General features: G+C 67.7%; 10 protein-coding genes. 7 read left to right on the top strand and 3 right to left on the bottom strand.

The window, feature by feature from the left end; genetic code table 11:
- Positions 1-77: 77 nt before the first annotated feature.
- From AC3WRC_RS02105 to AC3WRC_RS02075, 7 genes are all read left to right on the top strand, one after another.
- A complete protein-coding gene (locus AC3WRC_RS02105) occupies positions 78-2,171 on the top strand; it encodes a S46 family peptidase (RefSeq protein WP_492302733.1) in 2,094 nt (697 codons plus the stop codon).
- 179 nt (positions 2,172-2,350) lie between these two features.
- Positions 2,351-4,429 carry a S46 family peptidase gene (locus tag AC3WRC_RS02100; RefSeq protein WP_492302732.1) on the top strand — a complete coding sequence of 693 codons (2,079 nt, stop codon included), beginning with the start codon at positions 2,351-2,353 and terminating at the stop codon, positions 4,427-4,429.
- Positions 4,426-4,935, top strand: a complete 510-nt coding sequence (locus AC3WRC_RS02095) for a GNAT family N-acetyltransferase (RefSeq protein WP_492302731.1) — start codon at positions 4,426-4,428, stop codon at positions 4,933-4,935. Before AC3WRC_RS02100 ends, AC3WRC_RS02095 begins: the two co-directional genes overlap by 4 nt.
- 45 nt (positions 4,936-4,980) lie before the next feature.
- Entirely contained in the window at positions 4,981-5,556 is a 576-nt protein-coding gene (locus AC3WRC_RS02090) for a TetR family transcriptional regulator (RefSeq protein WP_492302729.1), read from the top strand.
- A complete protein-coding gene (locus AC3WRC_RS02085) occupies positions 5,556-7,253 on the top strand; it encodes an MFS transporter (protein ID WP_492302727.1) in 1,698 nt (565 codons plus the stop codon). The genes AC3WRC_RS02090 and AC3WRC_RS02085 overlap by 1 nt, the downstream gene beginning before the upstream one ends.
- Before the next feature lie 13 nt (positions 7,254-7,266).
- Positions 7,267-8,382: an HlyD family secretion protein gene (locus tag AC3WRC_RS02080; protein ID WP_284876721.1), complete on the top strand. Its 1,116-nt coding sequence runs from the start codon at positions 7,267-7,269 to the stop codon at positions 8,380-8,382.
- Between the two features lie 51 nt (positions 8,383-8,433).
- Positions 8,434-8,610, top strand: coding sequence for a hypothetical protein (locus AC3WRC_RS02075; protein ID WP_492302725.1), 177 nt, complete (start codon positions 8,434-8,436; stop codon positions 8,608-8,610).
- Between the two features lie 7 nt (positions 8,611-8,617).
- Here the strand turns inward: AC3WRC_RS02075 and AC3WRC_RS02070 are convergent, their stop codons facing one another.
- The 3 genes from AC3WRC_RS02070 to AC3WRC_RS02060 form a co-directional block, all read right to left on the bottom strand.
- Positions 8,618-8,821 carry a hypothetical protein gene (locus AC3WRC_RS02070; protein ID WP_228763748.1) on the bottom strand — a complete coding sequence of 68 codons (204 nt, stop codon included), beginning with the start codon at positions 8,819-8,821 and terminating at the stop codon, positions 8,618-8,620.
- Between the two features lie 151 nt (positions 8,822-8,972).
- On the bottom strand, positions 8,973-10,406 hold the full coding sequence (locus AC3WRC_RS02065) for an efflux transporter outer membrane subunit (RefSeq protein ID WP_492302723.1): 1,434 nt from the start codon (positions 10,404-10,406) through the stop codon (positions 8,973-8,975).
- Positions 10,406-13,684 (bottom strand): efflux RND transporter permease subunit, encoded by a 3,279-nt coding sequence (locus tag AC3WRC_RS02060; protein ID WP_492302721.1) that lies wholly within the window; start codon positions 13,682-13,684, stop codon positions 10,406-10,408. Before AC3WRC_RS02060 ends, AC3WRC_RS02065 begins: the two co-directional genes overlap by 1 nt.
- Position 13,685 lies beyond the last annotated feature (1 nt).

Genomic DNA, 13,685 nt, shown 5'->3' with positions numbered 1-13,685 from the left:
GCGCCGGGCCTTCGTCGGCGCTAGTTACAACATAACAGATGGGACAGGCCGTCCCACGCTCCGGGAAACACGCCTTCATGTCCTTGCCCTCGCTTCGTCTCACCGCCTCGCTCGCCGCGCTCGGCGCCGCCACCGCCGTCCTGTCCGCGCCTGCGACCTCCGCCCGCGCCGACGAGGGCATGTGGACCTTCGACAACTTTCCCATCGCCACGGTGAACGAGAAGTACGGCACCAACATCGACCAGGCCTGGCTGGACCGCGTGCGCAACGCCGCCGTCCGCCTGCAGGGCTGCTCGGCCTCGCTGGTGTCCAACGAAGGCTTGGTGCTGACCAACCACCACTGCGTCGTGTCGTGCGTTCAGGACCTGTCCACGGCCCAGAACGACTACGTCAAGAACGGCTGGATGCCCGCTACGCGTGAGGAAGAGAAAAAGTGCCCCGGCCAGACGGCCGAGATCCTGACGGACATCGTCGATGTCACCGACCGCGTGACCGGCGCCGGCGCCGGCCTTGAAGGCGCCGCCTTCGTCCAGGCCCGCGCCGCCGAGATCGACAAGATCCAGAAGGAGACCTGCGGCGACGACCAAAAGCTGACCTGCCAGGTCATCAGCTTCTACCGCGGCGGCCAGTACAAGCTCTACAAGTTCCGCAAATACGATGACGTGCGCCTGGTCTTCGCGCCCGAGTTCCAGGCGGCCTTCTTCGGCGGCGACCCGGACAACTTCAATTTCCCGCGCTACGCCCTGGATGCCGGCTTCCTGCGCATCTACGAGGACGGCAAGCCGGTCGCCACGCCCAACCACCTGACCTGGAACGCCAATGCGCCCAAGGAAGGCGACGTCACCTTCGTCGCCGGCAACCCCGGCTCGACCCAGCGCCTGCTGACCGTGGCCCAGCTGGAAACCCTGCGTGACCAGCAACTGCCCATCAGCCTGATCCAGACCTCGGAACTGCGCGGTCGCCTGCTGGAATATTCGACCACCGGCGAAGAGGCCAAGCGCGTCTCGGTCGATCCGATCTTCGGCCTGGAGAACGGCTTCAAGGTCAACTACGGCCAGCAGGGCGCCCTGACCGACCCGGCCTTCATGGCCACCAAACGCCGCGAGGAGCAGGAGTTGCGCCAGCGCGTCGCCGCCGACCCGGCCCTGGCCCAACGCATCGGCGATCCGTGGGCCGATCTGGAACGCGCCTCGAGCGCCCAGCGCGACCTCTATCTGCCCTATCGCCAGCTGGAATCGGCGGCCGGTCAGCGCTCGTCGCTCTACAGCTACGCCAAGGCCATCGTCCGCGCCTCCAAGGAACGCGCCAAGCCCGTCGCTGAACGCCGCGCCGGCTATTCGGACGCCGACATCGCTTCGCTGGGCCGTCGCCTGGCGACCGAAACGCCGATCTCAAACGACCTGGAGAAGATCTATCTCGACTTCTGGCTGTCCAAGACCCGCGAATATCTGACGGTCGACAATGCGAACGTGAAGGCGCTGCTGGGCAAGGAAAGCCCCGAGCAGATCGCGGAGCGTCTGGTCGACGGCACGCGCCTGGCCGATCCCGCATTCCGCGCCCAGGCCCTGGCCATGACGCCGGAGCAGTTGGCCGCCTCGGGTGACCCGCTGATCCAGTTCGTCCTGGCCAATGACGATGCGGCCCAGGCCGTCCGCACCCAGTGGGAATCGGCCGTGTCCGGCCCGACCAGCCGCGCCGGCGAAAAGATCGCCCAGGCCCGGTTCGCGGTCTATGGGACCAACCTCTATCCCGACGCGACCTTCAGCCTGCGCCTGTCCTACGGCCAGGTGAAGGGCTGGACCTATCGCGGCGTGACGGTCGAACCCTTCACCCAGATCGGCGGCCTTTATGAGCGCAACACCGGCGCCGAGCCGTTCAATGCGGCCGAGGACTGGCTGGCGGCCGAGGGCAAGGTCAACAAGTCGACCGTTTATGACTTCGTCTCGACCAACGACATCATCGGCGGCAACTCGGGCTCGCCCGTGATCAACGCCAAGGGTGAAGTCATCGGCGCCGCCTTCGACGGCAACATCCACTCGCTGGGCGGCAGCTTCGGCTACGACGGCGAGCTGAACCGCACGGTGACGGTCTCGACCGCCGCCATCACCGAGGCCCTGCGCAACGTCTACAACCAGCCGCGCCTGCTGAGCGAACTGGGCGTGCGTCGCTAGAACGAAAACGAAGAAGTCTCCTCCCCGCTGCGCGGGGAGGGGGACCGCGAAGCGGTGGAGGGGCTCTTCACCACTACACAATCGCCTGTAAACTGCCCAAGAGCCCCTCCGTCACGACGCTGAAGAAGCGCCGCGCCACCTCCCCGCAAGGCGGGGAGGAGACTTAAAGGACACCGCCCATGCGCCCTCTTCTCCTCGCCTCCGCCGCCGTTCTCGCGTTCGCCGCCGCCAGCTCGGCCAGCGCCGAGGAAGGCATGTGGACCTACGACAACTTCCCCATCGCCCGCGCCAACCAGACGTTGGGGACCAATATCGATCAGGCCTTCCTGGATCGGGTGCGGCTGTCGTCGGTGAAGTTCGGCGGCTGCTCGGCGGGGGTGGTGTCGGGCCAGGGTCTGGTGATGACCAACAACCACTGCGTCGCCACCTGCGTGGCCAACCTGTCCACGCCGCAACAGCAGTATGGCGAGACGGGCTTTACGCCCAAGACGCGCGAGGAAGAGCGCAAATGCCCCGGCGCCACGGCCGAGATCCTGACGGACATCTCCGACGTCACCGAGCGGATGCACAAGGCTGGCGAAGGGCTTGAGGGCCAGTCATTCACCCAGGCGCGCGAGGCCGAGGCCGGTCGGATCGAAAACGAAGCCTGCGGAAACGATCCCAAGATCCGCTGCCAGGTAGTCAGCCTGTACCGGGGTGGCCAGTTCAAACTCTACAAATACCGCAAATACAGCGATGTGCGCCTGGCCTGGGCGCCGGAAGATCGCGCCGCGACCTTCGGCGGCGATCTGGACAACTTCTCCTTCCCCCGCTTCGCCATCGATGCCGCCTTCATCCGCCTGTACGAGGATGGCAAGCCGGTCGAGACGCCGATCCACTTCGCCTGGAACGCCAACAAGCCGACCGAGGGCGAGGCCGTCTTCATCACCGGCAATCCCGGCGCGACCCAGCGCCTGCTGACGATGGATCAACTGGCGACGATCCGCGACGTGGTCCTGCCGCTGGATCAGTTGATCGCCTCGGAGCTGCGCGGTCGTCTGATCCGCTATTCTGAAGAGGGCGATGACCAAGCCTTTATCGCAATGGACCCGATCGTGGGCGTGGAGAACACCTACAAGCGCGGATTGGGCCGGATGCGCGCCCTGACCGACGCCCAGTTCATCCGGGCCAAGGCGGCGGCCGAGGTCGACTTCATGCAGCGCTACGCCGCCGCCAACGGCAATGGTCCCGATCCGTGGGGTGCGTTGGAAGCGGTCCAGCCCATCGCGCGCGAACTCTATGCGCCGACCGCCCTGCTGGAAGGCGGCACGGGTCTGGGCACCACCTCGGTCGCCGGCGGATCGCAGCTGTTCCAGTGGGCCAAGGCCATCGTGCGCGGCGCGCAGGAGCGGGCCAAGCCGTCGGACCAACGTCTGGCCGAGTTCGCCGACAGCCGCCTGCCGGGCGTCGAATCCGGCCTGTTCGCAGAGCGGCCGACCTATCCCGAGCTGGAGCAGATCCGGCTGGAATGGTGGCTGTCCAAGACGCGCGAATGGCTCACGGTGGACAGCCCCTACGTTCGCACCCTGCTGGGCAAGGAAAGCCCCGAAGAGTTGTCGGCCCGCGTCGTAACTGGCACCAAGCTGGCCGATCCGGCCGTGCGTCGCGCCCTGTGGACCGGCGGCCTGGCGTCGGTTCAGGCGTCGGACGATCCGATGATCCAGTATGTACTGTCGATCGATGCGGACGCCCGCGCCGTTCGCACGGAATGGGAGAATAAGGTCAAGGCCCCGACCGACCGCGCGTCGGAACAGCTGGCGGCCGCCCGCTTCGCCGCCTATGGCGACGCCGTCTATCCCGACGCCACCGGCACCCTGCGCCTGACCTATGGCAAGGTCGAAGGCTCCGATGTACCCGGCCAGCGCTTCGGCGCCTTCACCACCTTCGCCGGCCTGTGGGACCGCGCCACCGGCGCCGAGCCGTTCAAGGTCGCGCCCAAGCTGATGGCCGCCAAGGACCGGATCGATCCGAACGCGGTGATGGACATGGCCGTCTCGACCGACACCATCGGCGGTTCGTCCGGCTCGCCCGCGGTAAATGCCCGGGGCGAGATCATCGGGGCCAACTTCGATTCCACCGTCCTGACCCAGCGCAACGCCTATGGCTATGACCGCAACACCAACCGCAGCGTGATCGTCACAACCCAGGCCGTCACCGTGGCCTTGCGCGACGTCTATGGGATGGATCATCTGCTGACGGAGCTGGGCGTCAGCCGGTGATTGAGATCGCCGTCCGCGCGGCGACGCCCGACGACGTCGCCGCGCTGCATCCTCTGATCGAGCGCGCCTATCGCGGCGACACCGCCAAGGCCGGCTGGACGCACGAGGCGGACCTGCTGTTCGATGATCGCACCAGCGCGGCGGAGCTGTCGGCTCTGATCGCCGATCCCGACCGGGTCATCCTGCTGGCCCATCGCGACGGCGCGCTGATCGGCTGCGTCCAGGTCGCCCGCCTCGGCGACGACCTGGCCTATCTCGGCATGCTGACGGTCGAGCCGACCTTGCAGGCGTCCGGCCTCGGCCGTCGTCTGCTCGCGGCGGCCGAAAGCGAAGCGGTCGCGCGTTTCGGTGCGCGCCGCATGGAAATGACCGTCATCCACCGCCGGACCGAACTGTTCGCCTGGTACGAACGACGCGGTTACGCCCCCACCGGCGAGACCCGCCCCTTCCCCGTCGATCCGCCCCGGCACGAGCTGGAATTCGCGGTGCTGGAAAAAGCGCTCTAGCCGCCCTTGCAAAACGGACAGTCGTGTCCATTTACGCGCCTCACCATGACGCGCCCTGCCGAAAAACCTGTCCGTAAGGACGCCGCTCTGAACCGGGCGGCGGTGCTGGAGGCGGCGCGCGCGGTCTTCGCCGATCAGGGGCTGGATGCGCCCCTGGATCTGATCGCCGAACGGGCCGGTGTGGGGCGCGGCACCCTCTACCGGCACTTCTCCGACCGCACCGAACTGGCCTTGGCGGTGCTGGAGGCCGACGTCGCAGACCTGGGTCGGCGCACCGCCGAACAGGGCGATGATCCGCAGGCCTTCTTCTGGTTTCTGGACCGCCTGGCCGAGGACATGGTGCGCAATGCGGGACTGGCCGGCGTCGTGCGGAACGTGCGGTCGCCAGATGCGCTTACACCGTTGCGGCAGAGCTTGATGGAGGCGGGCGCCGCACCGCTGAAGCGGGCCCAGGCCGCCGGCCTGGTGAGGGAGGATCTGCGGCCGATGGACATCCGTCTGATCGCCACCCTGCTGGGCGCTGGTTTTCAGGGCGCAGACGAAGCCGAGCGCCAAGCCGTGTCGCTGCGCACCCGCGCGCTTGTACTCGACGGGCTGAGACCTCGCAGGGGGCCGCGCTGATGGCCCGCAACAACTGGCACCTGCCTTGGGAACAGTATGTCGAGACGCTGAAGCCGCACGAGCGGCCGATGATGCCCGGCTCGCCCGCTACGCCCGATCACTCCTGGCCGATGCGGATCCAGTACGCCCTGACCGGCCTGCTGGTCGCCATGGTCGGATCGCTGGGCAACGCCGCCGTCACCGCCAATATCCAGAACCTGCAAGGTTCGCTGGGGATCACGATCACCGAGGCCGCCTGGCTGCCGGTCGTCTTCGTCATGACCAACGCCTGCATGAACCTGATCCTCGTCAAGTTCCGGATGCAGTACGGCTTGCGCCTGTTCACCCAGATCTTCCTGGGCGCTTTCGTGCTGGTCTGCGCTGCTCACCTGTTCGTCGACAACTATCAATCGACCCTCCTAGTGCGGGCCATCGCCGGCATGGCGGGCGCGGGCCTTTCCAGCCTGGGCTTCCTCTACATCATCCAGGCCTTTCCGGCGGCGCATAGGCTCAAAGGTCTGATCATCGGCATCGGCCTGGCCAGTTTCGCCGTGCCGATTTCGCGGCTCGTCATGCCCGGCCTGCTCCAGCTGGGCGACTGGCGCGCCTTCTATATGTTTGAGCTGGGCCTGTGCCTGGTCGCCTGGGGCGCGGTGCAGGTGGTCAAGCTGCCGCCGTCCGAGCGGCTGCGGGTGTTCGACCGGCTGGACTTTTTGACCTTCGCCCTGTTTGCGCCAGGCGTGGCCCTGCTGTGTGCGGCCCTGGGTCTGGGGCGGATCGTCTGGTGGACGCAAGCCGCCTGGATCGGCTGGGCTCTGATCGGCTCCGTCATCCTGCTGACCGCCGCCTTCCTGGTCGAGCACAATCGCAAGAACCCCCTGATCAACACCCGCTGGCTGACCGGACCGGACCTGCTGCGCCTGTTCGGGGCGATCCTGCTGATCCGCATCGTGCTGTCGGAACAGACATCCGGCGCGGTGGGCTTCCTGACCGTCGTCGGCTTGGGACCAGATCAGCTTCACGGCCTGTTCGTCGTCATTCTACTGTCGATGATCGCCGGCACCCTGGTCAGCGCCTTCACCCTGAACATGGAAAAGCTGAACAAGCCGATCGCCATCGCCCTGGCGCTGATCGCCGTCGGCGCCTGGATCGACAGCCATTCGACCGTGCTGACGCGCCCGGCGCAGCTGTATTTCAGTCAGGCCCTGATCGCCTTCGCCTCGGCCATGTTCATCGGCCCGGCGCTGATGATCGGCATCGTCAAGGTGCTGACCCAGGGCAAGCAGAACCTGATCAGCTTCATCGTCATGTTCAGCGTGCTTCAGAACGTCGGCGGTCTGGCGGGTTCGGCTCTGACCGGGACGCTTCAGATCCTCCGCGAGAAATACCATTCCAACCAGCTGGCGGCTGGGATTTCGGCGTTGGACCCGCAGGTGGCCTTGCGGCTGCGCCAGCTGTCGGGCGCCTATGCCTCGACGATAACGGACCCCGCGCTGACGAACGCCGAAGGCGCCGTCCTGCTGGGCCGACAGGTGACGCAGCAGGCCAATGTGCTGGCTTACAACGACGTCTTTCTGGTCATCGCCGTGATCGCGGCCCTGGGCTCCGCCTGGGTGACCGTCACCCACCTGCGGCCGCGCTGGAAAGCGCGCCGCGACGCCAAGAACAACAATGCAGACGCTGCGGTCCAGACCGCCGCCGTCGCCGCCGCCGACTGAACCGAGACCCGCAATGACCGACGCCGCCCCGCCCGCCCCCGCCTCTTCCGCCCCTGCCGCCCCGCAAGCGCCCGCCGCTGCTCCACCTGCGCCTGCGCCGAAGAAGAACGTCATGTGGACCGTCATCGCCGCCGGGGTCGCCCTGCTGGGCGTTCTGATGGTGCTGTACGCCTGGCAGTTGCCGCCCTTCCGAGGCGCGATCCAGCGCACCGACAACGCCTATGTGCGCGGCCAGGTGACGATCATCAGCCCGCAGGTAAACGGCTATGTCACGGCCGTGCCGGTCCAGGACTTCCAGACCGTCCAACAGGGGCAGCTGCTGGCCCAGGTGGACGACCGCATCTATCGCCAGCGGCTGGAGCAGGCCGAGGCCAGCCTGCATTCGGCCCAGGCGGCCCTGTCCAACTCGGCTCAGACCCAGGCGTCGGCTCGCGGATCGGTGGCCCAGCAGCGCGCTTCCATCGCCGCGGCCGAAGCCACGCTGACGCGGGCCCAGGCCGACGCCAACCGCGCCCGCACCCTCAAGGCCGGCGGCTGGGTCGCCCAGGCCAATGTGGACGTCGCCGAGGCCGCCCTGCGCAGCGCCCAGGCCCAGGTCGCCCAGGCCCGCGCCGCCGAGGGCATCGCCCAGACCGGCGTCACCTCCGCCGTCGTCGGCCGCGACAGCCTGGCCGCCGCCGTCGAGAACGCCCAGGCCGCCGTGCGCCTGGCCCAGATCGACTTGGCCAACACCCGCATCGTCGCCCCCCGCGCCGGCCGTCTGGGCGAGATCGGCGTGCGTCAGGGCCAGTATGTGACGGCGGGAACCCAGCTGATGGGTCTGGTGCCGGACGTGGTCTGGGTCACGGCCAATATGAAGGAGACGCAGATGAAGAACATTCGCGTCGGCCAGCCGGTCGAGATCACCGTCGACGCCCTGGGCGGCCAGACCCTGCGCGGCCATGTCGAAAGGATCGCCCCCGCCGCCGGATCGGAGTTCAGCGTCATCCGTCCCGACAACGCCACCGGCAACTTCACCAAGGTGGCCCAGCGCATCCCCGTCCGCATCCGCATCGACCCGAACCAGCCCGCCGCCGAGCGTCTGGCGCCGGGCATGTCGGTGGTGGCGAAGGTGAATACGGCCGGCTGACGGAACGCGCGGCTCCCCATCGCGCTACCTCTCCCAGCAACGGAGAGCAACATGGACCGCGAACAGACCAAGGGTCGTGAAGAGAACAGCGCCGATCCCGCCGGCAAGCCGGACGCCCTGACCTCCGACAAGGCGACCAAGGCGGTCGGTCAGGCCGAGCGCCAGAGCGCAGGACCGGACGGTCCGGACGCCGCCGAGATCGGCGACACGTTCAAGCGCAAGCCCTGACGCCGGATCAGGCCGATCGCGGCGACAGGCTGGCGGCGAGCAGATGCACGTCGTGCGCCCGCATCCGCTCGAAGTTCCCCAGCCCGAGGGCCAGGGCGCGCATGATCTCGGTCTGGCGCGTATGTTCGGGATGGGCGGGCAAGGACGGCTCCGCCCGCGCCAGCTCCGCATCCAGTTCGGCCATCATATGGGCCAGGATTCCGTCGTTCATCTGATCCTCCATCACACCGCCGACCGCCGCAGACGGTTAGAGCATGAATGGAACAAATGCAGAACACCCAGACAGTCGCCAAACTGTGGACGAACGAAAAAGGGCCGGGCGATGCATCGCCCGGCCCCCTTGTTTCAGCATCGCGACGCGATCAGCTGTCGGCTTGCCAACCCCCGGCCAGGGCGCGGAACAGGGCGATCTGATAGGTCGTGACCAGGGCGTCGGACTGGGCCAAAGCCGCGTCTGCCGCCGCCTGGGTGCGTTCGGCGTCGAGCACCAGCAGGAAGCTGTCGGCGCCGGCGTTGAAGCGCAGGCGCGACAGGTCGGCGGCGCGGGCGGCCTGGTCCCTGGCTTCGGTCAGGGCCGCACGGCGGTCCAGTTCGTTAGCGTAGTTGGACAGGGCCGTTTCCGTCTCCTGCAGGGCCGTCAGCACCGTCTGGTCGAAGTTCGCCAGAGCGGCGTCCGAACGGGCGCCGGCGGCCTTGATCTGAGCGCGGGCGGCGAAGACGTTGGGGAAGGACCAGCTGATCAGCGGACCGAAGCTGAAGCGGAAGTTCTGGTCGTCGCCCAGTTCCCCAGCGTCCAGCGCGGTGGAGCCGAACGATCCGCCCAGGCTGATCTGCGGAAACAGGTTGGCGGTCGCCACGTTCACGCGCGCGGCGGCGGCGGCCAGTTCGGCCTCGGCCTGGCGCACGTCGGGACGGCGGGCCAGAAGCGCCGCGCCATCGCCGACCGGGATCGGCTGGCTGAGCTGCGGCGTACGCACGCAGGCGGCGGCGGCCTGGCTGGCCTCGGCCGGGGTGCGGCCGGTCAGGGTCGCTAGGCGGAACAGGGCCTCGTTACGGGCTGCGCGCAGGGTCGGCAGGGTCGCCGCCGTCTGGGCCAGGGCCGCGCGGGCGCTGGCCACATCCAGCCCCGTGCCCGCCCCGCCGTCGAGCAGGGTCTGGGTCAGGTTGGCGGTATTGCGTTGCAGCTCCAGCGTCCGTTCGGCGACCGCGATCTGCGCATTGGCCGAGCAGGTGTCGGCATAGGCGCGGGTCGTCTCGGCCGCGACCGTCACCTGGACCGTGGCCAGGGCGGCCTCGGCGGCGCGGGCGTCGGCGCGGGCGGCGCGGATGGTGGACTCCACCCGTCCGAACAGATCGACCTCATAGGCCGCCTGAATGCCGACGTCATAGGTGTCGATCTCGGGCGCATCTTGCCCTGCGGGCAGGCCCTGGACCGTGGCGGCGGAGGCGCGGCTGCGCTGCGCCTGGGCGCTGGTCGTCGTGGTCGGGAAACGACCCACGCGGGCCTCCGACAGCGACGCCCGGACCGCGCGCAGATTGGCGAAGGCGGCCTCGAGCTGGTTGTTCTCGGCGAAGGCCTGCTGGATCAGGGCGTCCAGCGTGGGGTCTTCGTAAAGCCGCCACCAGTCGTCGCGCGCCGCAGCGGTCGAGACGGTGGGACTGGCCGAGCCGACGAAGGCGGCCGTGCCGGCGACGGGCAGGTCGGCGACGGGCGCCTTAGGCCCGACCGCGCAGGCGGCCAGCAGGGCGCTGGAGGCTGCGGCGGTCAGGAAGCTGAGGGTCTTGTTGCGGGTCATCAGATGTCCCCTCCCCGGCCGGTCGCGGGCGCAGGCCCGTTCGGATCGGTCAGGTCGCTGGTTTCGTCATAACGCACGGGCCGGTCCGAAGGACGGTCAGGCGTCGGGGTCGGTTTCTTGCCTTGCGGCAGTTTCGAGGACAGCCAGCGGCTGACCACATAGAAGACCGGGGTGAAGATCAGGCCGAAGAAGGTCACGCCCAGCATGCCCGAGAAGACGGACGTGCCCAGCGACTGACGCATCTCGGCGCCCGGCCCCGAGGCCAGCATCAGCGGCACGACGCCGAGGATGAAGGCGAACGAGGTCATCAGGATTGGACGCAGGCGGGTCTTGGCGGCGGCGACCGCAGCCTCGAACCGGTTCATGCCCTGCTCTTCCTCAGCCTGTTTGGCGAACTCGACGATCAGGATGGCGTTCTTGGCCGCCAAGGCGATCAGAACGACCAGACCGATCTGGACCAGGATGTTGTTGTCCAGGCCACGCAGGTTCACCCCGATGATGGCAGCCAGCAGACACATCGGCACGATCAGGATGACCGCCAGCGGAAGCGTGAACGCTTCGTACTGAGCCGCCAGCACCAAGAAGACGAACACCACCGCCATCAGGAAGATGACCGTCGCGCCGGAACCCGCCGCCTTCTGCTGATAGGCCAGACCCGTCCATTCGTAGGAGAAGCCCTGCGGCAGGGTCTGGGCGGCCATGGTTTCCATGACCTGCAGCGCCTCGCCGGAAGAGACCCCTGCTGCGGCGTTGCCCTGAAGCTCGGCCGCCGGGAACAGGTTGTAGCGCACGATCCGCGCCGGGCCGGAATCGTTGACCAGGTTGGCCACCGATCCGATCGGCACCATGGCGCCCGTGGACGACTTGGTCTTCAGATTGGCGATGTCGGCGATGTCGTCGCGCGCCGTCGGCTCCGCCTGCGCCGTCACCCGGAAGGTGCGGCCCAGCATGTTGAAGTCGTTGACGTAGGACGAGCCCAGATAGACGCCCAGTGTGTCGAACACCGCGCTGGGTTGGACGCCCAGCATCAGCGCCTTGTCACGATCGACGTCGGCGGTGATGCGCGGCGAGGCCGTGTTGTAGGTCGAGAAGACCTGACTGACCTCGGTCGGCTTCTGGGCGGCGGCGCCCATCATGGCGAAGGTCGCGCCTTCCAGCGGACGATAGCCGGCGCCTTCGCGGTCCTGGATCATCATCGAGAAACCGTTGCCGGTGCCCAGACCCTGGACCGCCGGCGGGGCGATGACGAAGATCTGAGCGTCCTCGATCTGTCCGGTCGCCTGGGTGATGGCGCCGGCCAAGGCCGTGGCGGCCTCTTCCTTGGAGCGTTCCTCGAAGCCGTTCAGACGCACGAAGATGGTGGCGGCGTTGGAGCCGAACGAGAAGCTGGAGCCGTCCAGACCGGCGAAGGCCACGGTGCCGTTCACCCCGGCGGTGCCCTGGATGATCTTGGTGGCGCGTTCCATCACCGCCTGGGTGCGATCCAGAGACGCGCCCGCCGGCAGTTGGATGACGCCGATCAGGAAGCCTTGGTCCTGTTCAGGGATAAAGCCCGAGGGGGTGTCGACCAGACGCCAGGCGGTCAGGCCCAGAAGACCCGCGTAGATGATCAGCACCAGACCGACCGTGCGCACCAGACGCGCGGTCAGGCGGCCGTAACGATCCGACAGCCAATCGAAGCCCTCGTTGAACTTCCGCCCGGCCCAGCCGCCATAATAGACGACCGTGCCCAGGACGCCCGGCTTGCGAGCGTGCTCATGATCCTTCTTGTGCGGCTTCAGCAGCAGGGCGGCCATGGCCGGCGACAGGGTCAGGGACACGAACAAGGAGATGACCGAGGCCGAGGCGATGACGACCGCGAACTGGCGATAGAAGATGCCGGGGATGCCGGGCACAAACATCGTCGGCACGAACACCGACACCAGCACCAGGCCGATGGCGATAAGGGCACCGGAAACCTCCTGCATCGATCGATAGGCAGCCTCCTTGGGACTGAGCCCTTCACCGATGGCCCGCTCCACGTTCTCGACTACGACGATGGCGTCATCGACGACGATGCCGACCGCGAGGACAAGGGCGAACAGGGACAGGGAGTTGATCGAATAGCCCAGCGCCAGCTGCACCGCGAAGGTGCCAACGAGGGCGACGGGGATGGCGACGATGGGGATAATGGCCGCGCGCCAGGTCTGCAGGAAGACCATGACCACGATGATGACCAGGATGACGGCTTCGACCAGGGTGTGCTGAACCGACTCCACCGAGGCGGCGACGAATTCGGTCGGGTTGTAGGGCACGTCCACCTTCATGCCGGCGGGCACTTCGGACTTCAGGGCCTCGACCTCTTTCAGGACGCGGTCGGCGGTGCCCAGGGCGTTGGCGCCCGGCTGTTGAACGATGGCGATGCCGACGCCGCGCTGGCCGTCGAAGAAGCCGCGGATGCCGTAGTCCTGGGCACCCAGTTCGATCCGCGCCACGTCGCGCAGATAGGTGACACGGCCCTGGGCGTCCGTCTTCAGCACGACGTTGGCGAACTCATTGGGATCGCTGAGACGACCCTGAACCTGGACCGGCAGTTGGAAGGCGGCCGCGCTGTTGGGGAACGGCGGCTGGCCGATGGAGCCGGCGGCGGCCTGAACGTTCTGGGCGCGCAAGGCGGAAACGATCTCGGGACCCGTCAGACCGCGCTCGGCCGCCTTGGCCGGGTCGATCCAGACGCGCATCGAATAGTTGCCGCCGCCGAACACCTGAACCGCGCCCACGCCCTCGATCCGCAGCAGACGGTCTCGCAGCGTGGAGTTGGCGTAGTTGCCGACATAGTCGTTATCCAGGGTTCCGTCGGGCGACGTCAGCCCCAGGATCATCAGGAAGCCGCTCTCGGCCTTGTTGACCACGACGCCCGTCTGGCGAACCGCCTCGGGAAGGCGGGGTTCGGCCAAGGCAACCCGGTTCTGGACCAGCACCTGTGCAGAATCCAGGTCCGTGCCGGGCTGGAAGGTCACGGTGATGGCCACCGCCCCGTCCGATGTGGACGAGGAGGAGATGTAGAGCATGTTCTCGACGCCGTTCACCTCCTGCTCGATGGGGGCGGCGACGGTTTCGGCCAGCGTCTCGGCCGAGGCGCCGGGATAGGCGGCGTTGATGGTGATCGTCGGCGGCGCGATCTCCGGATACTGCGACAGCGGCAGCAGCGGATAGGCGGCGATGCCGATGATGGAGATCACCACCGCGATCACGGCCGCGAAGATCGGCCGGTCGATGAAGAAGCGGGAGATGTTCATG

It is taken from the genome of Brevundimonas sp. EU05-FHT14B07 (genome assembly GCF_058790795.1).
The sequence above is the reverse complement of the archived record's forward strand: the minus strand, read 5'-3'. Positions and strand labels throughout refer to the sequence as shown.